The organism is Romboutsia maritimum, from assembly GCF_002251085.2.
Lineage (GTDB): Bacteria > Bacillota > Clostridia > Peptostreptococcales > Peptostreptococcaceae > Romboutsia_B > Romboutsia_B maritimum.
On sequence record NZ_NOJZ02000021.1, the window covers coordinates 1 to 23621 of the forward strand.

25 protein-coding genes and 1 rRNA gene are annotated in these 23621 nt (G+C 29.0%); 2 read left to right on the plus strand and 24 right to left on the minus strand.

Features of this window, described 5'->3' with window-relative positions; genetic code table 11:
- The 21 genes from CHF27_RS10345 to yabG form a co-directional block, all read right to left on the minus strand.
- Positions 1-306 (minus strand): 16S ribosomal RNA (locus CHF27_RS10345); the annotation flags it as partial.
- Positions 307-489: 183 nt separating this feature from the next.
- Complete coding sequence (locus CHF27_RS10350) at positions 490-675, minus strand: hypothetical protein (protein WP_095406705.1); 186 nt, start codon at positions 673-675, stop codon at positions 490-492.
- Positions 676-971: 296 nt separating this feature from the next.
- Positions 972-2498, minus strand: coding sequence for a lysine--tRNA ligase (gene lysS / locus CHF27_RS10355; RefSeq protein WP_095406706.1), 1527 nt, complete (start codon positions 2496-2498; stop codon positions 972-974).
- Positions 2499-2512: 14 nt separating this feature from the next.
- Entirely contained in the window at positions 2513-2992 is a 480-nt protein-coding gene (gene greA / locus CHF27_RS10360; protein WP_095406707.1) for a transcription elongation factor GreA, read from the minus strand.
- Between the two features lie 99 nt (positions 2993-3091).
- The gene (gene dusB / locus CHF27_RS10365) at positions 3092-4066 is read right to left on the minus strand and encodes a tRNA dihydrouridine synthase DusB (protein ID WP_095406708.1); all 975 of its coding nucleotides are present in this window, start codon (positions 4064-4066) and stop codon (positions 3092-3094) included.
- A gap of 121 nt (positions 4067-4187) precedes the next feature.
- Entirely contained in the window at positions 4188-4958 is a 771-nt protein-coding gene (locus CHF27_RS10370; protein WP_095406709.1) for a type III pantothenate kinase, read from the minus strand.
- Between the two features lie 18 nt (positions 4959-4976).
- Complete coding sequence (locus CHF27_RS10375) at positions 4977-5576, minus strand: ECF transporter S component (RefSeq protein WP_095406710.1); 600 nt, start codon at positions 5574-5576, stop codon at positions 4977-4979.
- Between the two features lie 162 nt (positions 5577-5738).
- Positions 5739-6698: a P1 family peptidase gene (locus CHF27_RS10380; RefSeq protein WP_095406711.1), complete on the minus strand. Its 960-nt coding sequence runs from the start codon at positions 6696-6698 to the stop codon at positions 5739-5741.
- On the minus strand, positions 6691-7668 hold the full coding sequence (locus CHF27_RS10385; RefSeq protein WP_095406712.1) for a biotin--[acetyl-CoA-carboxylase] ligase: 978 nt from the start codon (positions 7666-7668) through the stop codon (positions 6691-6693). Before CHF27_RS10385 ends, CHF27_RS10380 begins: the two co-directional genes overlap by 8 nt.
- 160 nt (positions 7669-7828) lie before the next feature.
- The gene (gene ftsH, locus CHF27_RS10390) at positions 7829-9784 is read right to left on the minus strand and encodes an ATP-dependent zinc metalloprotease FtsH (RefSeq protein ID WP_095406713.1); all 1956 of its coding nucleotides are present in this window, start codon (positions 9782-9784) and stop codon (positions 7829-7831) included.
- Positions 9785-9816: 32 nt separating this feature from the next.
- A complete protein-coding gene (gene tilS / locus CHF27_RS10395) occupies positions 9817-11202 on the minus strand; it encodes a tRNA lysidine(34) synthetase TilS (protein ID WP_095406714.1) in 1386 nt (461 codons plus the stop codon).
- Positions 11203-11406: 204 nt separating this feature from the next.
- Positions 11407-11820: a DUF1934 domain-containing protein gene (locus tag CHF27_RS10400; protein WP_095406715.1), complete on the minus strand. Its 414-nt coding sequence runs from the start codon at positions 11818-11820 to the stop codon at positions 11407-11409.
- A gap of 63 nt (positions 11821-11883) precedes the next feature.
- Positions 11884-12693: a glutamate racemase gene (murI, locus tag CHF27_RS10405; protein ID WP_095406716.1), complete on the minus strand. Its 810-nt coding sequence runs from the start codon at positions 12691-12693 to the stop codon at positions 11884-11886.
- Positions 12694-12708: 15 nt separating this feature from the next.
- Entirely contained in the window at positions 12709-13776 is a 1068-nt protein-coding gene (locus tag CHF27_RS10410; protein ID WP_095406717.1) for a D-alanine--D-alanine ligase family protein, read from the minus strand.
- 142 nt (positions 13777-13918) lie between these two features.
- Positions 13919-14437 carry a cell wall hydrolase gene (locus tag CHF27_RS10415; protein ID WP_095406718.1) on the minus strand — a complete coding sequence of 173 codons (519 nt, stop codon included), beginning with the start codon at positions 14435-14437 and terminating at the stop codon, positions 13919-13921.
- 34 nt (positions 14438-14471) lie between these two features.
- On the minus strand, positions 14472-15122 hold the full coding sequence (spoIIR, locus tag CHF27_RS10420; protein WP_095406719.1) for a stage II sporulation protein R: 651 nt from the start codon (positions 15120-15122) through the stop codon (positions 14472-14474).
- Between the two features lie 96 nt (positions 15123-15218).
- The gene (locus tag CHF27_RS10425; protein ID WP_095406720.1) at positions 15219-15899 is read right to left on the minus strand and encodes a GntR family transcriptional regulator; all 681 of its coding nucleotides are present in this window, start codon (positions 15897-15899) and stop codon (positions 15219-15221) included.
- Positions 15892-16773: a 4-(cytidine 5'-diphospho)-2-C-methyl-D-erythritol kinase gene (gene ispE, locus CHF27_RS10430; RefSeq protein ID WP_095406721.1), complete on the minus strand. Its 882-nt coding sequence runs from the start codon at positions 16771-16773 to the stop codon at positions 15892-15894. The genes CHF27_RS10425 and ispE overlap by 8 nt, the downstream gene beginning before the upstream one ends.
- Before the next feature lie 108 nt (positions 16774-16881).
- Positions 16882-18432 carry a DUF3794 and LysM peptidoglycan-binding domain-containing protein gene (locus CHF27_RS10435; RefSeq protein WP_095406722.1) on the minus strand — a complete coding sequence of 517 codons (1551 nt, stop codon included), beginning with the start codon at positions 18430-18432 and terminating at the stop codon, positions 16882-16884.
- Between the two features lie 91 nt (positions 18433-18523).
- Complete coding sequence (locus CHF27_RS10440) at positions 18524-18790, minus strand: Veg family protein (protein ID WP_095406723.1); 267 nt, start codon at positions 18788-18790, stop codon at positions 18524-18526.
- Positions 18791-18934: 144 nt separating this feature from the next.
- Positions 18935-19795: a sporulation peptidase YabG gene (gene yabG, locus CHF27_RS10445; protein ID WP_095406724.1), complete on the minus strand. Its 861-nt coding sequence runs from the start codon at positions 19793-19795 to the stop codon at positions 18935-18937.
- 169 nt (positions 19796-19964) lie between these two features.
- Between yabG and CHF27_RS10450 the strand changes: the two genes are divergently transcribed.
- Together CHF27_RS10450 and CHF27_RS10455 are read left to right on the plus strand one after the other, a co-directional pair.
- Positions 19965-21059, plus strand: coding sequence for a PfkB family carbohydrate kinase (locus CHF27_RS10450; RefSeq protein ID WP_095406725.1), 1095 nt, complete (start codon positions 19965-19967; stop codon positions 21057-21059).
- A complete protein-coding gene (locus CHF27_RS10455; RefSeq protein WP_095406726.1) occupies positions 21053-21973 on the plus strand; it encodes a pseudouridine-5'-phosphate glycosidase in 921 nt (306 codons plus the stop codon). Before CHF27_RS10450 ends, CHF27_RS10455 begins: the two co-directional genes overlap by 7 nt.
- 68 nt (positions 21974-22041) lie before the next feature.
- Here the strand turns inward: CHF27_RS10455 and CHF27_RS10460 are convergent, their stop codons facing one another.
- The 3 genes from CHF27_RS10460 to CHF27_RS10470 form a co-directional block, all read right to left on the minus strand.
- The gene (locus CHF27_RS10460) at positions 22042-22203 is read right to left on the minus strand and encodes a hypothetical protein (RefSeq protein WP_095406727.1); all 162 of its coding nucleotides are present in this window, start codon (positions 22201-22203) and stop codon (positions 22042-22044) included.
- Between the two features lie 9 nt (positions 22204-22212).
- Positions 22213-22710 carry an SEC-C metal-binding domain-containing protein gene (locus CHF27_RS10465; protein ID WP_095406728.1) on the minus strand — a complete coding sequence of 166 codons (498 nt, stop codon included), beginning with the start codon at positions 22708-22710 and terminating at the stop codon, positions 22213-22215.
- A 113-nt stretch (positions 22711-22823) separates the two neighbouring features.
- A complete protein-coding gene (locus CHF27_RS10470) occupies positions 22824-23528 on the minus strand; it encodes a peptide arginase family protein (RefSeq protein WP_095406729.1) in 705 nt (234 codons plus the stop codon).
- Positions 23529-23621: the final 93 nt, after the last annotated feature.

Below are 23621 nucleotides of genomic sequence, written 5' to 3' on the forward strand. Positions count from 1 at the left end.
CCAATGTGGCCGATCACCCTCTCAGGTCGGCTACTGATCGTCGCCTTGGTAAGCCGTTACCTTACCAACTAGCTAATCAGACGCGGGTCCATCCTGTACCGCTAAAGCTTTGGTGCTTCGAAGATGTCTTCATAGCACTTTATCTCGTATTAGCATACCTTTCGGTATGTTATCCGTGTGTACAGGGCAGGTTACCCACGCGTTACTCACCCGTCCGCCGCTCTTCTCCGAAGAGAATCGCTCGACTTGCATGTGTTAGGCACGCCGCCAGCGTTCATCCTGAGCCAGGATCAAACTCTCAAATAAAAGTTTTGATGGGCTCAGATACTGTTATATATCTGGCTTTGTTTGGTTGTTTCAAATTCTATAAATTAACCTACTGTTTAATTTTCAAAGTTCTTCGTTTTGTTTTCCTTGTTTCTCAAGGACAAGTAATACTATACCACCTTTGAAAAATATGGTCAATACTTTTTTTAATTTTTTTTATAATTATTTTGCAATTTTTCTTCCTTTCGTACATAAATCTGCTTGAATACTAGGTTTGTTTATATTTTTATTAGATGTTTTTTTTGTAGAGTTAAAAATTTTCAGTGCATCACTACAAAAATAAACCATTATTTCTATAACTAAAAAGCTTATACATATAAGACATAACCAGTTAACTATTTCAAACATAATAAAACCCTCCAATAATCATTTTTATATCTATTTCTTAACTTATATGTCTTTTTCCTTTATAAAAAATATATCTTAAATTCTCATAAAAATATAGCTTGTCTTATATTTTTCAACTTTTGATATTTTATTACATCAATATATATCAGTTTTTAATGTATATTGATGACTTTAACATTAATTTTTTCTAAGCTTTTTTCAAAATAAAAACAAATTAACTTATTTTAAAATAAAAAAGAGTTATATTAAAATAATATCTTTAATATAACTCTTTCATGATTTTTAAAATTTTTAGCTTATTCTTCTATTTTATTTTGATTAGTTTCTATAGGTTTCATAGTAGGGAATAATAATACATCTCTGATTGATGCAGAGTTAGTTAATAACATCATAACTCTATCTATACCTATTCCTAATCCACCAGTAGGAGGTAAACCTACTTCAAGTGCATTTAAGAAGTCCTCATCCATATCACAAGCTTCATCATCACCTAGTTCTTTCTTTCTTAATTGATCCATAAATCTTCCTTTTTGGTCAATAGGGTCATTAAGTTCAGAGAAAGCATTTGCTAATTCCCATCTATTTGCGAAAGCTTCAAATCTATCAGTCTTTCTTGGGTCTTCTACATTTCTCTTAGCTAAAGGTGATACTTCAACTGGGTGATGAGTTATAAATGTAGGTTGTATTAATTTATCTTCTCCAAACTCTTCGAAGAATGCATTTATAACTTCTCCTCTTCTCATACCTGGAGTTAATTCTATTCCTTTTTCTTTAGCTATAGCTAAAGCTTCTTCATCTGTATCTATAGTAGAGAAATCTACACCTGTATATTCTTTAACACACTCTTCCATAGTCATTCTTTTCCATGGAGGTGTAAAATCTATTTCTATTCCTTGGTAATTTATTTTCATACTTCCAGTAGCTTCTTTAGCCATATGAGCAACAACATTTTCAGTTATATTCATCATGTCTGTATAATCTGCATATGCTTGGTATAATTCTATTGCTGTATACTCTGGATTATGCTTTATAGACATACCTTCATTTCTAAACATTCTACCCATTTCGTACACTTTATCAAATCCACCAACTATAAGTCTCTTTAAATATAACTCATTAGCTATTCTTAAGTACATTGGTATATCTAATGTATTATGGTGAGTTATAAACGGTTTAGCATTTGCTCCACCTGCTATTGTATTTAATATTGGAGTTTCAACTTCTAAGAATCCTCTTTCATCTAAATATGATCTTAAAGCTTTTAATGCTTTAGTTCTTATTAAGAAAGCTTCTTTTACTTCTGGATTTACTATTAAATCAACATATCTTTGTCTATATCTTAAATCTGGATCTTTTAATCCATGATATTTTTCTGGTAATACTTGAAGAGATTTAGATAATAATATAACATTACTAGCTTTTACAGATATCTCTTCTCTTTTAGTTTTGAATACTGTTCCTTCAATACCTATTATATCTCCTATATCGTATGTAGAGAATATTGAATATTCTTCTTCCCCTATTGCATCTAATCTAACATAACATTGTATTCTTCCTTCTTGGTCTTGTAAATCTATAAAACCAGCTTTACCTTGTATTCTTTTGCTCATTATACGTCCAGCTATTTTTACAACTGTACCTTCTGTAGTTTCAAAATTATTTTTTATTTCCATAGAATTACTAGTTCTATCATATCTACTTTGGTGGAAAGGGTCTCTTCCCATTTCTTGTAGTTTAGCTAATTTATCTCTTCTTACTTGAAGAACCTCACTAAGATTTTCTTGAGATTGTTCTTCTATAATATTTTGTTGATCTTTATTCATTTTCTTCCCTCCATTTATCTTCTTATTTCTAGTATTTTAAACTTAGCAACCCCATCAGGAACGTGAACATCCACTACTTCTCCTGTACCTCTCCCTAATAGAGCTTTTCCAACAGGCGATTCATTAGATATTTTACCATCATATGGATCTGCTTCTGCTGAACCTACTATAGTATACTCAACTTCTTCATCAAACTCTATATCATTAACTTTAACTATAGATCCTATTGTAACTTTATTTAAATCTATCTTACTTTCATCTATAATTGTAGCTTTTCTAATCATGTTTTCTAATTTCATTATTCTTTCTTCTAATTGAGCTTGCTCATTTTTTGCTTCATCATACTCAGCATTCTCAGATATATCTCCAAAAGATATAGCTACTTTTATTCTCTCAGCAACTTCTCTTCTTTTAACTGCTTTTGAGTACTCTAGTTCTTCCTCTAATTTACTGTAACCTTCTTGAGTTAACAGTATTTCCTTGTTTTCTTCCATAACCCCTACAACTCCTTTTCTATCTGCTTAGGAACCAACCTAATTATAGTTTAATTTTTTATACTTATTTTAATTTATGCGGTATATTATAAGTTACTCTTATTCTAATGTCAAGGAGTGTTGCATATAGCTATTTAGCTTATCTATTACTTCTTCACAACTCTCTATCTTATTAATTTCATCTCTAACTTTAGCCGAATGTCTAAGACCTTTTAAGTACCAAGCAATATGTTTTCTCATTTCTCTAACAGCTACATACTCTCCATGCTCTTTAACTGCTAGTTTTAAATGTTTAATAGCTGTATTCATTTTTTCTTCAACTGTTGCTTCCGGTAAAATCTCTCCAGTCTGCATATAATGATTTATCCTCTTAAATATCCAAGGATTTCCTTGAGCACCTCTACCTATCATTATAGCATCACAGTGAGTTTTGTCTAACATATTTATTGCATCTTCTACTTCAAAAACGTCACCATTCCCTATAACTGGTATACTTATATTGTTTTTAATTTGAGATATTATGTCCCAATCTGCCTTGCCGGAGTAATATTGTTCCCTTGTTCTACCATGTATAGCTAATGCACTTATCCCACAATATTCTGCAATCTTTGCAATTTCAATAGCATTTATATTTTCGTCATCCCAACCTTTTCTAATTTTTACAGTAACAGGTTTTTTAGAATTTTTTACTACAGAAGTTAAAACCTGCTCTACTAGCTTAGGATTTTTCATTAGAGCTGATCCATCTCCATTTTTTATAACCTTAGGTGCTGGACACCCCATATTTATATCAAGTATTTCATTTGAATAATCATTCATTATTTCAGCAGCTCTACCCATAAAGTCTGGATCAGATCCAAAAATTTGGACTGCAACAGGATGTTCTTTTTCTTCTATCTTAAGCATTTTTTTAGTATTTTCATCATCATAACAAAGTGCCTTTGCATTTATCATTTCAGTATAAAGTAATCCACAGTTTTGTTCTTTACATATTAGCCTAAAAGGAAGGTCTGTAACTCCTGCCATTGGTGATAAAAAAACTTTATTTTTTAATTCGACATTCCCTATCTTCATATTTTTTCTCCTTATTTAATTATGATATTTTAATTAAAGTTGTAGTTTTTATTATTTATATCCATAAGTCCATTCATTATCACAAAAAAGGAACTGGATTAATAATCCAATTCCTTTTCTATTATTCCTTATTTTTCTCGTATATTAATCTTAAACCTTCTAAAGTTAAAAATTTATCTACATGATCTATACTTTTAGTTTCTGATGCTATTAATACAGCTAATCCACCTGTGGCAACTACTTTAATATTATCATAGTTTAGTTCTTTTTTCATCATTTCTATTATTTTATCTACCAACCCTACGTATCCGTAGATTATTCCAGATTGCATTGCTGATACAGTGTTTTTACAAATAGTAGTTCCAGACTTAATAAGTTCTACCCTAGGTAACTTTGATGCTCTTTGGAATAAAGCTTCACTTGATATCTTTATACCCGGAGCTATCGTCCCTCCTAAATAGTCACCTTTATCTGAGATTGCACAAAATGTTGTGGCAGTTCCAAAATCAACTATTATAAGAGGAGCTTTATATTTATCTATACCAGCTACTGCATTTACTATTCTGTCAGCTCCAACTTGTTTTGGGTTATCATATTTAATATTTAATCCTGTTTTTATTCCAGGACCTACTATCATAGGTTGTTTATTACAGTACTTTATACAGAAATTTTCAAGAGAATGCATAACATCAGGTACAACAGATGATATTATAATATCATCAATTACGCTAATATCCATTTTTTCATACTGGAATAAACTATTTATTAGCATACCATATTCATCAGATGTTTTTTGTTTATCTGTATTAATTCTCCAATCCTTGATTAGTTCTTTATCTTTATATATACCTAAAACCATATTGGTATTTCCAATGTCGAATACTAAAAGCATATATCATTAACCTTCTTTCTAATTTTTGCTTTTTTTAAGTATAACCGCAACAGCAGATACTACTAAAGCTCCACCTACAGCTTCAGGTATTCCATTTGTTGCCGCAATTGTAAATATAAGTTTCTTTGCTGCAGATGCACTTTCTCCTAGAGCCTTTGCATATCTTTCTCCGTAAAGAACATAAAGCATTCCCAAAACACCAATGGTATTTGTAATTGCTCCAATTGCTCCTGCTACTAATCCAGATACATATACATTTTTAGTTACCTTAATAGCTAATCTGTATGAGTAATAAGCTAGTATTCCTATCAACACTCTTGGCAGTATAGATACTAGTGGATTAATAAATGGAAAAGATGTTATTGTAGGCATAGTAAGCGCTCTTAAAAGGCTCGTTGCACCAAATATAAAACCTACTACCATTCCTACTACTGGTCCTTCTATTATAGCACCTATTATTACAGGTATATACATTGTAGTAATAGCTATAGGTCCTATTTGAATGTATCCTAAAAAAGGAACCATTGATAACATAATTGATATAGCTGAAAGTATAGCTATTATAGTTATCCTTCTTACATTTACATTTTTTCTTGATGATGTTTGTGTTTCCATCATAAAAATACACCCCCGTTCCAGCTCATTACGATGCCGGACTTCTTAATTTTTTAATTTTTACTTAGTTTGTTACCCTTGATAATAAGTCAGGCTCCTAATTTATAGGATGCCAGCTGTAACAAAAACAATTTTATCAATAGGTAATGACATTGTCAATAATTCTTATTCGCCAAATATTTCTTTATATGATAATATATTTCCTACACTTTCAGCATTTTTAATTGCATTTGTTATACTTTTTTCAACTACCTCTGTTGCTATACTTCCTAATAGCGTTAAATCTGTTTCTATTTCTCCTGTAGCCATTGTAAAAATAGTATCGCCATCATGAGGTGTATGAATTGGGAAAATAGCCTTAGCATATCCATCGTGAGACATTTGAGATATCTTTTTACATTCAGCCTTATTTAACTTCGCATTAGTAACTACTACTCCTATGGTTGTATTATCTATGCTAAATCCACCTTTTGTCCCACTTTGTTTCATTAGTTCATAACTATTAATTGTTTTTGTTTTTGTTTCATCCAATGCTCCTGCTATAATTTTTCCATTTTCATAAATATCTCCAAAAGCATTAACCGCAATCAGAGCTGAAACTACTAGTCCACTCTCTAGTTTTATAGAATAACTTCCTATTCCACCTTTCATTGCATAACCAGGCCCTTTTATTTTGCCTACCGTAGCCCCACAACCTGCTCCGTAGTTTCCTTGTTTCAAATTATTTGAATTAGCTAATTCACATGCTTTATATCCCATTTCTATACTCGGTCTACATTTATAGTCCCCTACTGCTAAATCAAATAAAACCGCCCCTACAACAATAGGAACTTTCCCTACTCCTACATCAAATCCAATTCCCTTTTCTTCTAAATACCGACTTACACCACAAGTAGATTCTAATCCAAAAGCTGACCCTCCAGAAAGTACAACTGCATGAACTTTTTGAACTAAATTTATAGGGTCTAATAAATCTGTTTCTCTAGTCCCTGGAGCAGACCCTCTAACATCCACACCGCAAACAGCTCCTTCTTCGCATATAACAACACTACATCCTGTTAAACCCTTCTTGTCTTCAACTTGTCCTACTTTAATGCCTTTAACATCTAGTATATTACTATACATATCCTTTCTCTCCTCTTATTGAAACTTCACCCGATACAATTTCTTTAATAGAACCATTATCCTTTTCTACTATTAAATTCCCATCTTCATTTATATCTATACATTTAACTAATTCTCTATCTTCTCCTTGTAATATATATATCTTTTTACCAATTATAGCTGAATAATTCCTACAAACCTTTAATGTCTCTAATTTTGAATTTTTATGAATATAGTCAAAGTATAAAGTTTCAAATTCTTTTATTATAGCCTTAACTACATCTACTCTTGATAAATTGTATCCCTCTTTGTATAAAGAAGTAGCTATATTTTCTATTTCACTTGAAAATTCCATAGTTTTAACATTTATACCTATTCCTAAAACAACATAATTAATTCTTTCTATCTCTGCTGATAATTCCGTTAATATTCCACAAATTTTCTTGCCATTTACTATAACATCATTAGGCCATTTTATTTTCGTGTTTACTCCTAATGTATTAAGTGCTTTAGCTATACTAGCTCCTGCTATTAGAGTTATAAACGGCGCTTTATACGGTACAATATTCGGTTTTAATATTATACTCATCCATATACCCTCATGAGATTTAGAATGCCAATGTCTTCCTAGACGTCCTCTACCACTAGTTTGTTCTTCACTCACTATAGTAGTTCCTTCATTTTCATTAGTAGCTATTTGTTTTGCATAATCATTAGTTGAATCTATAGTTTCAAAACTAATAACTTTTTTTCCTATTATATCAGTATCTAGCTCATGGCAAATATTGTTAGAAGCTAACAAATCACTCGGCCTTTCTGCTAGCCTATACCCTTTTCTATTTACAGATTCTATGTTATATCCTTCTTCTCTTAATGCTTTAATATGTTTCCATATTGCTGCTCGTGACACTCCTAGTTGTTTAGATAATTCTTCACCTGAAACAAACTCCATTCCACTTTCTAGTATTTTTTCTATTATTTTTTCTCTCATAATAACACCTCTAATTTATCTAGTTATGCACATATAATAAAAGTATACATTACTATCTATAATTAAAAACCTATGTATATCCTTATAATTTAAATAATATTTCAATATATTCAATTAATTAAAAAAATAGGATCTAAATAATAGATCCTATTTTTTTAATTTATTTATCTTCTTCTGAATTTTCATGTTTTACATCTTCTTTTTTCATTAGGTCTACAGAAGATTTATTTTCTACAACATTTTCTCTATCTTCAGATTCATCTTCTTTTGTAACAACAGTCTCTTCTAGTTCTAAAGATAACTCTTTGTTAAATGCTTTTATAAATTGATCTGAGTCTAAAGTTTCATGTACTAATAACGCTTGAGCTACATATTCTAATTTATCCATATTATCTTCTAATATGTGTTTAGTCTCTCTGTATGCAACATCTACTATACGTCTTATTTCCTTATCTATTTCAGAAGCAACTTCTTCAGAATAGTTTCTTTTACTTGTGAAACTATTTCCTAAGAATACTTCATCATCTCCATCTCCAAATACCATAGGACCAAGTTTTGAACTCATTCCATACTTAGTTACCATACCTCTAGCTATAGAAGTAACTCTTTCTAAGTCATTTGAAGCTCCTGTTGATATATCTTTTATAACTATTTCCTCAGCTACTCTTCCTCCAAGGGCCATAATTATAGTTTCTTTCATTTCATTTTTAGTTCCATACATCTTATCTTCAGTTGGAAGAGGTTCTGTAAATCCTCCTGCTCTTCCTCTTGGTATGATAGTTACTTGATGTACTGGACTTATATGTGGAAGTACATGCATACATATTGCATGACCTGCTTCATGATAAGCTGTTAGTTTTCTATCTTTTTCACTTATAACTCTAGATTTTTTAGCTACACCAACCATAACTTTTGTTATAGCTTCTTCTATAGTTTCCATATGAATTTTCTTTTCTCTTCTTCTAGCTGTTAATATAGCTGATTCATTCATAATATTTTCTATATCTGCTGGAGTAAATCCAGGTGTTCTTCTTGCTAGAACTTCTGTTTTAACATCTTCTGCTAAAGGCTTATTTCTAGAGTGAACTTTAAATATAGCTTCTCTTCCTCTAACATCTGGTGCACCAACAACTACTTCTCTATCAAATCTTCCTGGTCTAAGTAAAGCAGGGTCTAGTATATCAGGTCTATTTGTAGCTGCCATAATTATAATACCTTGGTTTACACCAAATCCATCCATCTCAACTAGAAGCTGATTAAGAGTTTGCTCTCTTTCATCATGTCCACCACCAAGACCAGCGCCCCTTTTTCTACCAACAGCATCTATTTCATCTATGAATATTATAGCTGGCGCATTTTTCTTAGCTTGCTCAAATAAATCTCTAACTCTAGATGCACCAACACCAACAAACATTTCAACGAAATCAGAACCACTTATACTAAAGAATGGTACTCCTGCTTCTCCAGCAACTGCTCTTGATAAATATGTCTTACCTGTTCCTGGAGGTCCTACCATAAGTATCCCTTTTGGTATTCTTGCTCCTAATTCAATATATCTCTTTGGATTTTTCAGAAAATCAACAACTTCTTGTAGATCTTCCTTTTCCTCTGTTAGACCTGCTACATCCTTAAATGTAACTCTTGTCTTTTCATCATCTTTATGAACTTTGGCTTTTGATTTACCAAAACTCATAACCTTTCCGCCTCCACCTTGAGACTGATTCATAAATACAAACCAGAATATTACCATGATGAATATTAACATCAATGTTGGTAACATATCTACAAACCATGGAGTTGATGGTTTTGCTTCTCCACCAAACACTAATTTACCCTCTATTGTTTGCTGTAAAATATCATCTGAAAGCTTATCTCCCATTACTTCTTTAGGTACATATGATTTAAATTTAGCGTTTGTGTCTTTAACAGTTCCTTCTACTGAAGTTTCATTTACAAAATACAATCTAGAAATATTTCCTTTAGTTAATTGTGTATATACTTCAGAAAATTTCATTTCCTCTACTTTTTCTGTAGGATTACCTGAGAATTGGACTATTCCTACTATAATTATAAAAATCAGTAGGTAGAAACCTGCCCCTTTTAAAAGTTTATTCAAAAGAAGCCCTCCTTTCATAAGTTGTTTTTATTCTATAGTTTCTTAAAGCTAACCTTTAAGACTTCTTTTGTTTCTGAGTCAATTTTATAATTTTCACTTTCTTTATAATCCCCTACACAAATTATACCTTGGTCATCTTTAATTATAGGCACTTTGCATCTATCTTCTCTTGGGATTTTTAAATCTATAAATAAGTCTTTAATTTTTTTACTTCCTACAGAAAGCTTTATTTTATCTCCTGGCTCTCTATTTCTTATAATTATACCTCCTTTTATCTTATTAAAATCAAACTTTTTAGATGATTTATCAACCTTTATACTTTTGTATCTCTCTATACTCATTGTTTTGGTTTCAATAATAACACCTAATTCTTTAATTTTTATAAATCCATTACTAGGTATATTATAGCAAAAATCTATTTCTTCATTAACTATTTCTTTAGTAGTTAATATTATACTATTCTTTTTTCTATAAGCAAACACGCCTCTTGGTAAATTTATCATTTTATCTATTTTTGAATCAGATTCTAATTCTATAATATCTTCTATATGCTTTTGATCTATAAAATTAGTATCTCCAAGTATATGTTTTATACTATTTCTAAAAATTCTTACCTTTACTGCATTATGTAGAGTAATATATTTTGATAATTCAATTTCAACTGCATCTTTACTCTTTTTAGAAATTTCATCAAATTTTATTAATGCTTCTTTCTCTATGTAATCGCTATCACATTTTAAACTATTACTCATTCTCACTATAGATTCTATTACATTAGAGTTAAAATTATCCTTCATATATGGCAGAAGTTGTAATCTAATTTTATTTCTAGTATATATACTTTCTAAATTTGTTTTATCTATTCTTGGCTTTAAATTAAATTGTTCACAATATGCTTCTATATCTTCTCTTTGTATATCTAAAATAGGTCTAATTATAACACCATCTCTTATATACTCTATTCCGCGCAATCCTTGAAGACCTGTTCCTCTCATTATACGCATCAAAACAGTTTCCGCTTGATCATTTAGATTATGAGCTATCGCAATTTTATTAGATTTTGTTTTTTTCTTAATTTCATCAAACATGTTGTATCTAAGAGTTCTAGCCCCCTCTTCTAAAGATACCCCTTTTTTTTCACAATATTCAGGTACATTAATTGATTTAACAAAAAAGGTAATACCCATATCTTCACATATTTTAGAAACATACAAAGCATCCTTTTGGGCTTCTATTCCTCTTATTTGATGATTTAAATGAGCTGCATATACTTCTATATCCAATTCTTCTTTTAATCTATTTAATATATGTAACAGACAAACTGAATCTGGCCCTCCAGATAAACCTAGTACAATTTTGTCGCCCTTTTCTATTAGATTATATTTATTTATCGTACTTCGTACTTTATCAAATATCATAATTATCCCTCTTACATTTAGTTTTTATTAACTTTAAATTATAGTTTCTATAAAAAAACTATAAACCCTTGTACATTTTTTCAAAGCTATCAAAATTTAGTATAAATATAATAATACCAAATAAATTAAATAAAAGGTAGTTTTTTCACTACCCCATATAAAATTTATATAACTACTTTTATAATACACTTTTTATAATAAATATTACATGATATTCTGTATATTTATTTGTATTTTATTTTTACCTTCGAAAATATCCATTATTTTTATATTATAATCTATGCTTAATTTTATATAATCTTCTTTTATATTTATACTTAAATCTTTAGTGTCTGTTTCTATAATAAACAGACCTTGAGGTGTTGTATATTTAGTAACACTAGTCTTATCTTTTTTAAAAGTCATATTTGAATTTACTTGACCAAATCTTTTTATACTGATTTCTTCTTTAGAAATTTTTATAGTTGTTGTTGTTTCATTACTTTCCTCTACCTCTTTATATACCACATATATATCTTCATTTTTTTTATATAACTTTCCTATAGCATCTACATCTATGATGTCTTTATCTCCTTTTTCATCATACTGTATTGTTCTTATATTAACTTTTACATTCACAGTAATTTTACCTCCTAAAAAGATAAACTTTAGATATTTTCTACCTAAAGTTTATTTTATCAACTAATATTTGTATATTTCCACTTGTTTAATATCTCTTATTTCTTGTTTTAAAAATTCTTGTGCTATACTTGCAAACTTTTCAGGAATATCAGAAACATAATATTCATATATTGATTGACTATCACCTGATTCTCTAAGTAAATCTTTTTCTTCTAATATCTTTTTTAAGTCAAGAGCTGTTTCCTTAGCAGGATTAACTAGTTTTATTTCTGTTCCTACAAATTCTCCTATTGTTCTTTTTAATAAAGGATAATGTGTGCATCCCAAAACTAATGAATCTATATTTTGATCTTTTAATTCTTGCAGATATCTCTCTGCTGTTAAGTGTGCTATGTCTGTATTTGCCCAACCTTCTTCTACAATTGGTACAAATAATGGACATGCTTTATCTATTATTTTTATATCTTTATCTATTTTTCCTATTTCTAAATTATAAGCTTTCGAACTTATTGTTCCTTGAGTTCCTATAACTCCTACTATTTTATTTTTAGTAGAATATGCTGCAGTTCTTGCTCCAGCTTCTATAACACCTATTATAGGCAAATCATATTTATGATTTGCTTCCTTCAAAGACCTTGCAGTCGCTGTATTACAAGCTATAACTATAGCTTTTACATTTTTAGAAATTAAAAAATTAATAGCTTGAAATGTATATTTTATTATAGTTTCTTTCGATCTCGGTCCATAAGGTACTCTCGCTGTATCTCCGAAATATATGACATTTTCATTAGGAAGAACTTTATTTATAGCTTTTAAAACTGTTAATCCCCCTAACCCTGAATCAAATACTCCTATTGGTCTATTATTCATGTTATAACACCTACTTTACTTTCTTGAATCTAATGCTAAATCTATAAGTTTATCTATTAAATCAGCATAATCTAAACCTGTAGCTTCCCACATTTTAGGATACATACTTATATTAGTAAATCCAGGTAAAGTATTTATTTCATTTATAAATATTTCACCTGATTTTTTATCTATAAAGAAATCAACTCTAGAAAGACCTTTTCCATCTATTCCTTTAAATGCCTTTACTGCCATATTTCTTATATCTTCCATAGATTTAGAATCTATATTAGCAGGTATCTCATAAGTTGATGTACCATTTATATATTTATCTTCATAATCATAAAAATCTTTTGCTGGTTTTATTTCTCCTGCTATAGATGCCTTTACATCTTCATTACCTAATACTGCAACTTCTATCTCTCTAGCATCTATACCTTGCTCTAAAACTATTCTAGAGTCATATTTTAAAGCTTCGTTTATTCCCTCTAAAAGTTCTTTTCTATCATTTGCTTTAGATATACCTACACTTGAACCTAAATTTGCTGGTTTTACGAAAATAGGATAATTTAATTCGTCTTCAATTGAATCTAATTCTTTTTCTGATTCTTTATTGAATACCCATCTGTTTGTATCAGTGTAATTTACTTGAGGTAACCCTAATTGAGTAAATACTTTTTTACAAATTAGCTTATCCATACCTACACTAGAAGCTAAAACACCACATCCTACATATGGTATTTGACTTATCTCGAAAAGACCTTGTATAGTTCCATCTTCTCCATAAGGTCCATGTAAAACTGGGAAAAGTACATCTAATTTTTCAATATGACCATCTTCAAATAATAATCCAACCTCTTTATTCCCCATAGGCACTAAATTAATTTCCACATTTAAATTTGCTAAATTAACCCACTTACCATTTCTTATATTTTCTTCAGTACCTTCATAGTACATCCATTTTCCATCTTTTGTTATCCCTATAGTAAAAACATTATATTTTTCTTTATTTATATGTTTATATATCGAAGCTGTTGATAGCAACGAAACCTCATGTTCTCCTGATTTTCCACCGAATATTAAAGCCACATTTAGTTTATTCATCTTTATGTCACCCTTCTGCTAAATATTTTATCTCAAATATTATATGAATTTTGTTATCTAAGTGATTATTATAGTTTATTTTCAATAAAAAATAAAGGAGCAAAAGCTCCTTTACCTATAATTTTCCGTAATGTATTTTTAACTATTTAGCAAACACATGATTTCCTATTCTTACATGAGGATCTAAAGTTTTTATCCACTGACATGTGGCTATCTCAGGATTCCAAAAATATACAGCTCTCTTAGTTGGATCTTGACCGTATAAAGCTTCCTGTGCTGCTTTATATGCTGATTCTGTAGGTTTCATATTTATTGAACCATCATTCACAACTGAAAAAGCATTTCTTTGATATATAACGTCTTCTATAGAATTTGGAAATCTAGGATCTATAACCCTATTTATTACAACTGCTGCTACCGCTACTTGACCTTCATAGGTTTCTCCTCTAGCTTCTCCTGTAACTAATTTTGACAATAGTAGCAACTCTTCATTAGTTAAATGTATTACTTCTTTTCTTCGCTCTTTTGTTGATTTTGATTGAGCTGTTGGTACTATATCGTAATCATTTACACCATTATCTTCTGCTAACACAATTTCTGTAGGAATAAAAACGTAAGTTAAAACTAATAAGGTAACTATAAATTTACAGCACCTCTCCATAGTTAAAGTCACTCCTTTATGATTCTTAATTTATCTAGAATATTTCTTTTATTATCTCCACTATTTTAAATTTAATTTTTATTTTACTAGATTGTTTTGAAGTTTTTTGTGATATTAAATCATATTCCTCCTTAGTTAAAACAGATTTTAACTTTTCGTCTGTTGCCTTATCTATTACACCATTGTTTTCATCTACAAAGCATAATGGTGGAAACATAACACACCACCAATTCTTTCCCTCACCTTTACCTATTACTATTTTTAATGCTTTATATTCTCCTGATGGTAGGACAATATTAGAATATTGCTTTGTAGGAAAATTGCTATATTTTATTCCTACCTTTACGTCATAATTATATCCATTTTCAGAAATAATATTTTTACTTATTTTTTCCAAATTATCATATTCATGTTTTATGATAGTTTCACTTTCTTTTATACTAGAAGATTTTGATAGTTTTGGTTGTAAATATTTTATAACTTCATCTCTTACTTTTAACTTTAATTCTTGGTCTTCTTCTGAATCACTATTAGCTATTACATGAAATCTTATTAATTTATCTTTATAATTACTAGATATATCATCTATTTTTTTCACTTCACTATTTACACATATTGTCATTATTGATAAAACTGATATTAAGCTTAAAATTAAAACCGTTAATCTAATTTTTATCCTTTTCATTTTAATTTATCCCCCCAAGATATTTTTATATCTTGATTATTTCCAATACGTATTTATTTATACAAATCCATAAAAAAAAGAAGGCTCCACCTTCTTTTACAATTCTTTATTATTCATAGCTCTCTCTATCATAAACTGTTCAGCTTTTTCTATATGCTCAGTTGCATATTTTTGAGCTAATTCACTGTCTCCAGATATTATAGCATCCAATATATTTTTGTGTTCCTCTATTATACTTACAGATGAATCATAATCAGATATATAAGTTACTCTAAATCTATAAACTTGTTCCCATAAAGTATTTATTAGCTGATGCAATTTCTTATTATTAGTAGCTTTAAATATACATTCATGGAATTCAACATCTTTTTTTAATAAAGTATCTATATCTGCTTCTATAGTACTTGTATTAAATTCCTCAGATATTCTTTTTAACTCTTCTATACCTTCTTCACTTATTCTTTCCGCTGCTAGAGATGCTGATAAGCCTTCTAAACTAGCTCTAACCTCTAACACGTCTATTATATCTTTTAAAGACATATTAGCTACATATGCACCTTTTCTTGGCAACATAACTACTAATCCTTCTAGTTCTAGTTTTCTTATCGCTTCTCTAACTGGTGTCCTACTTACGCCTAATTGCTCCGCTAATTGAACTTCCATTAACCTTTGACCTGGTCTTAACTTTCCTTCTAATATAGCTTCTCTTAAATTTTCAAATACGACATCTCTTAATGGTTTATAATCGTCTAAATTTAATTTCGTCAAATTATCCATTAATCTCGACTCCTTCCTCACTACTACTAACAACATACACTTGATTATATTTTTTTAGCAGTTCCTTTTTTCCTTTTAATGCATCGTCCCTATTATCATACAATCCAAAAACTGTTGGACCACTACCACTCATCATAGATCCTAAAGCATTATTTTCCATCATTATTTTCTTAATTTCATCTATTTCCCTATTATTCTTAATCGTAACACTTTCAAGTACATTAACCATATGTTTTGCAACAGACTTTACATCTTTGTTTTTAAGCATTTCTAATAAATACTTGTTATCTGGTCTATATTGAATGTTATCTAAATCTAGGCTTTCATAAACCTTTTTCGTTGAAATAAATAAATCAGGTTTGCATATTAATATACTTGTTTCTTCTGGCAATCCTATGATAGGAGTAAGTTTTTCACCTATTCCTTGAGCAAGAGCAGCTTTTCCCGAAATACAAAATGGTACGTCTGCACCTAGATTTAACCCTATTTTTTGTAATTCTAGTTCTGATAAACCTAAGTTCCATATCTTATTAAGACCTACTAAAATTGCAGCTGCATTAGAGCTTCCCCCTGCCATACCTGCTGCTATAGGAATATTTTTTTGTATAAATACCTCTACTCCCTTATTTATATTAAATTTATTTTTTAATAAATTAATGGCCTTAAAAACAATATTTTCTTCATTTAGTGGTATATCTACACTATTACTTTTTATAACTACATCTTCTGATTCTAGTTCTTTTATTTTTATAAAATCATATAAATCAACGGTCTGCATTATCATCTCGACTAAATGATATCCATCTTGTCTCTTTCCTAGCACATCTATTGATAAATTTATTTTAGCTCTGCTTTTTAATTCTATAGAATTCATATTAGCCTCCTTGTATATAGTATAATGCATTTTAACTATAAACATTATACTACAAAAAATAAAATAATAGGGGATTAGAATCCCCTATTATTCATTTTTATGAAATATTTAGTCTACTAAAACTACTTTTTTTTCTAAAATTAAGCATTTGCCAGGTTTAAGAGGTTCATCAATTTTAATTTCATTCAACTCTGCAACTTCATCTTCTGTAGTATTATATTTTTTAGCTATATTCCAAAGAGATTCTCCCTCTTTGCATATATATACTATTATACTTGGAGCCTTAGTTAAGTCGTATTCACCTTGATCTTCGCCCTTTATTATAAAACTTTCTGATTTTTTATCAATTGCTTCAGTGAATCTCTTCACTTTTATATTAACGTCAATTTGATCTCTATTTAAATCAACTTCCACTTTTTCAATACATGCTGTATTAAATACAGTTGATGTTTCTGTTAAATTATCTATCGTAATATCATGTTCAAAAGGTATCTCTTCACTTAATTTATATACTAATCTTAATCCTTCAACTGGAATATATAATATATCAATTTTTATTATTCCCTGTATTACACTCTTGTCTTCTTCTATATATGCATTTTCTATAGATATAGATGGACAAACACTAACTATATCTTTAATTTGTATGTCATCATTATCATTTCTTATAGATTCTCTAACTACAAAGCTCTCTGTTGTACTACTTAGTGCTTTATTTAATCCTATTAGCTTATGATCAAATTTTATAATTTTTTGTGGTGAATATGCATCTTGCAAAACTTCTCTTGTAATTTCATCTGTAACTTTAACTTTACAACATATAGTGCTATCTATTTCAAGTAGACCTGTATTATTATCATTATTTTGTTTAAATACATAATTAAAATCTGCTATAGATAATAAAGTTTCTTCTGTCATGCCATCACAAACACCAGGAACTTCTATAAACTGAGTAAACTCTATTCCCACTTTATCTAACTCTACTAAATCTCCATCGTATGTACATGCCAATGGATTTATCTCTAAAACTCCACCTATTATAACTTTATTATCAGCAACTCTACTTTCTTTTATTTTTGCATATGGATTTAAACTTATTATCGATTGAACTTCTTCTGTATTTATAGTTATAGTATCTCTAATTACACTTTCTGATTTTTCTATACCTACAATATCTTGAAAACAAATTTCTTTTCTATGCTTTTGAATTCCTTCTACTTGAGATACATCTTTTACTATATCTAATCTTTGTTTATCAAATAGACTACCTCTTATATTCATAAGAGCTCCTACTCTGATTTTTCTTTCGTTTAATATAGTACAGTCCATATGCTCTATTTCTGGAAATAACATGTATTCCATATCTTGAACTATATTTTCTTTTTCTATGACTTCATTTATGTCTATTTTTCCATTCACATTAGAAACTGTATTCTTATCATCTGTAATATAAATTACATTGTAGTTAAAACTTCCTCTACAAAGTATTTTTCCTTCTGTTATCTCTATTTTCTTTAGAGCTATGTACCCTTCTGTTTTTACAATATCATATACATCTGACTTTTTGTCTGGTACAACCGCCTCTGTCTCAATAAATGTTTGGAATTTACCAAAGTCTATTCTATTATCAACTTTAATTACATCTTTAATTAGTTCCATACTTGCCCCCCTCTACAAAATAAAAATATCACACTATATTTATATTTAAATGGACAAAAAAAAATTACACCTATTTTTAATAGGTATAATTTTAACTTACATGTAATTTATTTTGATCTTTAAAAACTTGCAATTTTACATTAGCTGTTAATAAGTCTGAGTAACTATAAGATACTCTTGAATATCCATTAGTCTCATCATCTAATTTTACAACAAACACGCTAGGATAAACTTTTTCTAGTATCCCTTTTTTTGTAATAATCTGCTTTCTTCCCTTATTTGCCTTTAGTAATATCTTTTTTCCTAAATGTCTTTGTAAACTTTGTCTTATTTTATCTAAGGTCTGAACAGTAGCCATAATATCACCTTCTTTAAACGTTTGTATGTTTACATAATATCATACATATGATTTTTTGTCAAACGTTTAAACTAATTATTTTATATATTTTTGGCTCAAAAGTCAATAGTATTTTTTAAGATATACTGTATAATTTTACTTTTCCTAATATAAAATAGATTTAGGCATAGCCCATCTAAATTTTCCTCTTGTCTCAGACCCTCCAATTCCTTTTATACCGGTTACCGTTTGTTCTATAACTTCATCTATAGGTACTACTATATCTATTCTTGAACATGCTATTTTTTCAACAACAAATACAGGATCTAATGCATGTATCATTATTCTCCCTGGTGAACTAGCATAATTAGCTCCTGCTTTTATTATTCGTTCATAATTTGATTGACATGCTCCAGCAAATATTACTAAATTATCCAAATTAGGTTCCCATTTACGAGCTTCTTTAACTGCTTTAATAAAATTTAAAGAATTTCTATAATTGTTTATATCATCTACATTACCTCTTCTTGATGTAAGTGCGTCATGACCAGTTATTACCAAAATATCTGGGTTATGCTTTTCTAAAAGAGCTTTAACCTCTTTATATTGATTTGCTTCTGGTATAGCTACTCCTATAGCAGGAATTCCTAATTGAGTATAAACATCTAAGCATAGCTTTAGATATTCTTTATCTCCATCTATTTGCAAAACCTTACCTGGCATACCATAAACATTAGTATTAGTTTGAAGTTTTGGAGCGGCTCTATTCATTTTTTTCTGTCTTTCTTTAGCTTTTCTCATTGATTTGTATAATAAGCTTTCTACATCTTTATCTATCAAGATATCTTTGATATCTGGCATTTTCACTATTTCTAAATCATTTAAATATGCATCAGCAATAACTCTAAATGCAATCCCATTTAATGTAGCTATTTTCTCATTATTATCATCAATACTGAAGCTCACTATTCTAAATATAATATCTTTATTGTATGATTTTCTAGCTACTATATCTCCTATTTTCATAGTTGTCCTCCCTAATAAAGTTTATCTTAATTTATAATATGTTCGATAAAGTATTTTGTTCCTTCATAATATAAAACATATTTTTGTTGAAAAATAGAAACTATAGTGCTATTATATTTTTAAACAAATGCTTATCTGAATAAGCAAATATTAATTTTTGGTGATGATTATGACTGATAGAGAAAAAGAAATTTTAGAAATTTTAAAAGAAAACCCTATGATTTCTCAACAAGAGTTAGCAGACAAGTTATCTATAACTCGTTCTTCTACTGCAGTACATATAACTAACCTTATGAAAAAAGGATACATAAGGGGTAAAGGTTATATATTAAAAAAAGATAACTATATAACAGTTATTGGAGGTTCTAATATTGATATCCAAGGGGTTCCTAAAAACCCATTGGTTATGTTTGATTCTAACCCTGGAAAAGTAGATATATCTTTAGGGGGAGTAGGTAGAAATATTGCCGATAATATACGTCGACTAGGAGTAAGTACAAAGCTTATTTCTGCAGTTGGAAATGATTTATATGGCAATCAAATATTATCAGAATGTAAAAGCTACGGAATAGATGTTGATGATTGTTATATTTCAAATGAATATTCAACTTCAATATACGTTTCTATACTTAATAATTCTAGTGATATGCATGTTGCTATATCTCATATGGATATACTAGATAAATTAGATTTATCTTATATTCAGTCAAAGCATCAGCACATTAATGATTCTTTGGCTATAATAATAGATACTAATTTATCAGAAGAAGTAATAAACTTTATTACTACAAATTATTCACATATACCTATTTTTATTGACACAGTTTCTACTTCAAAGTGTATGAAGATAAAAAATATAACTGGTCGTTTTAATACCATAAAATTAAATCAATATGAAGCTGAATCATTATCAGGTATTAAAATTAACAACTTAGAAGACGTTAAACTCTGCTCTAAATATTTTTTAGATACAGGAGTAAAGAATGTATTTATCACTCTTGGTAAAAATGGAGTATTTTGTGCTAATGAACAAAAAAGTATTCATGTGAAGGGTGTTAAGATTGACATAGTTAGTGCTACTGGTGCTGGTGACGCATTTACATCTGCACTTGTTTATAGCCATTTAAATGATTTTGACTTAGAGTATTCTGCTAAGTTTTCTATGGCTGCATCAATAATAGCACTATCTCATAAAAATACAATAAATCCAAATATGTCTGTAGACTATATAAATAAAATATTAGAGGAGAAGATATTATGTTAGAAAAATATTTACAAGTACATCCTGAAGTTCAAAAAGCAATCCAAGCAGGAGAACCAGTAGTTGCTCTAGAATCAACTATAATCTCTCATGGTATGCCTTATCCTAAAAACATAGAAATGGCTAAAAATGTAAGTAAAATAATAAGAGAAAATGGTGCTATACCTGCTACTATAGCTATAATAGATGGAGTTTTAAAAGTTGGTCTTACTGATGAAGAAATAGAATTCTTAGGAACTAGCAAAAATGTTGTTAAAGCTAGTAGAAGAGACTTACCTTTTGTAATTGCTAAAAAATTAAATGGCGCTACTACAGTTGCCACTACTATGATATTATCTTCTTTAGCTGGTGTTAAAGTATTCGCTACTGGTGGTATCGGTGGAGTTCATAGAAAAGCTCAAGAAACTTTCGATATATCTGCTGATTTACAAGAATTAGCTAATACTAATGTTGCTGTTATATGTGCAGGAGCTAAATCTATATTAGATATAGGTTTAACATTAGAATACTTAGAAACTAACGGAGTACCTGTTGTAGGATTTGGTACTGAAGAATTTCCTGCTTTCTATACAAGAAAGAGTGGATTTGGAGTTGATTACAAAGTAGATTCTTCTATGGAGGTTGCAACTGCTTTAAAATCTAAGTGGGACTTAAATTTAAAAGGTGGTATGGTTATAGGTAACCCAATTCCACAAGAATTTGAAATGGATTATGATACTATTAACAATGCTATAGAAACAGCATTAAAAGAAGCTGAAGAAAATAATATAACTGGTAAAAAAGTTACTCCTTTCTTACTAGATAAAGTTAAAACTATAACTGATGGTAAGAGTTTAGAAGCTAACATAGAGTTAGTTTATAACAACGCTAAAGTTGCAGCTCAAATAGCTAAAGACTTAGCTGATATAAGCAAATAATAAATATTTTTAATACATTCACTACTATTAAAAAAGGCAAACCCTTATGGGTCTGCCTCTTCTTATTTTTAATCTTCTTTTAGATTTGGTACTACTTTTTTTACCTCTTCAATTTGATGCCATGTTTTTTCTAGATTATTCTGACTTAAGTACTCTTTTACACTACTTAAAGAAGTAAATTCCTTAACAGATAGATTATCCTCATCATCAATAAATCTTAAAATAAACATAATATTACCTTACTTTCCACAACATTTTTTGTATTTTTTACCGCTTCCACATGGACAAGCATCATTTCTTCCTACTTTGTTCTCTTTAACTATTGTTTTAGAGTTTTTATATGCTTTTTGTATTTCTTTTCTTTTTTCAGCTGGTAATATTTCTTCCCATCCTGGTAAGTTATATAACCAATGAGCTTCAACTGATACCATGTTGTAGTATAATTTTTCAAGGTCTATTTTTATAGAAACTTTTTTATCAGCTTCTACCTCTTCTAAGTTTATTTCTTCTGTTACACTTTCACTGATTCCATCTATGAATCCCATTATGTATTCATTTGAAGTATTAAACTTTTCAGCTAATTCAGCTACTGTACCCTCTACAGTTTCTATTTTATTATTTAATATTTCGTTGTATATTCCAGCTTCTACTTTTAAATATTCTTCCCAGAACTTTATTTCCTCTTCTTGACTTGCGTGATTATCACTTAAATTTCTCCATTCAGTATATAAACTCATACTTTTTTCCTCCTACTAATTTAAAAATCTTTTTTATTATAGTATAAAATCTTTTTAATAAGATTGTAAAATCTAAATATTTTCCTTATACTATTTTAATATCGGCTTAACTCTTATATTATATCATAATTAAATAATTCTTTTAACACTTTTATAGCATACTCTTGGTCTATAAAAAATGGGCTACTTGCTATTGTAATTACCTTTGCTTTTTTTATAAGTTCTTGAATCTTTTTTATTCTTAAATCATAAGAAATATAATCCATATCTTTAGAGAATATATCTAAATCTATATCTAAAACAAACTCTCCTTCTATGTCTAAATTAAATCCATATGAACTATCTATTATAACTACTTCTGAGAATATATTATGTTCTAGCGCAGGTTTAATAAAATTGCCTACATTTAATACATTATTAGTATACCTAAAAATATCATCTATACTTAATATATCTACATCATAATTTTCAGGTTCTCTCATATCCTTGTGCTGATCTACGTGAATCAATTTACATCCTTTAGTAAAATGCTCTAGATTAAGACTTTTCATCCAAAAATAAAACGCATGATTATGATTGTCAAATATATACACATCTTTTTTATCTATGTTATATTCAACCATATATCTTAGCCCTTTTGCTTTTATTTCATCAAGTTCATCTATTTCATTAAAAACTATATTTTCCCCAACCTTAACATCTTCTAGATTTCCTTTAATTAACTTTGGCACATAAATTTTTTTATTTTTTCTTTCTTCATATGAAAAAATATTATTGCCAATAGGCTTATCAATATAAAATCCTGTATATTTATTCATACTTTCTCCTCTATTTTTTATTTTCATACAACTTCTAAAACTATTATACTATAATAGTTTTATCATTTTTTTAATATTTACTTACTATATATT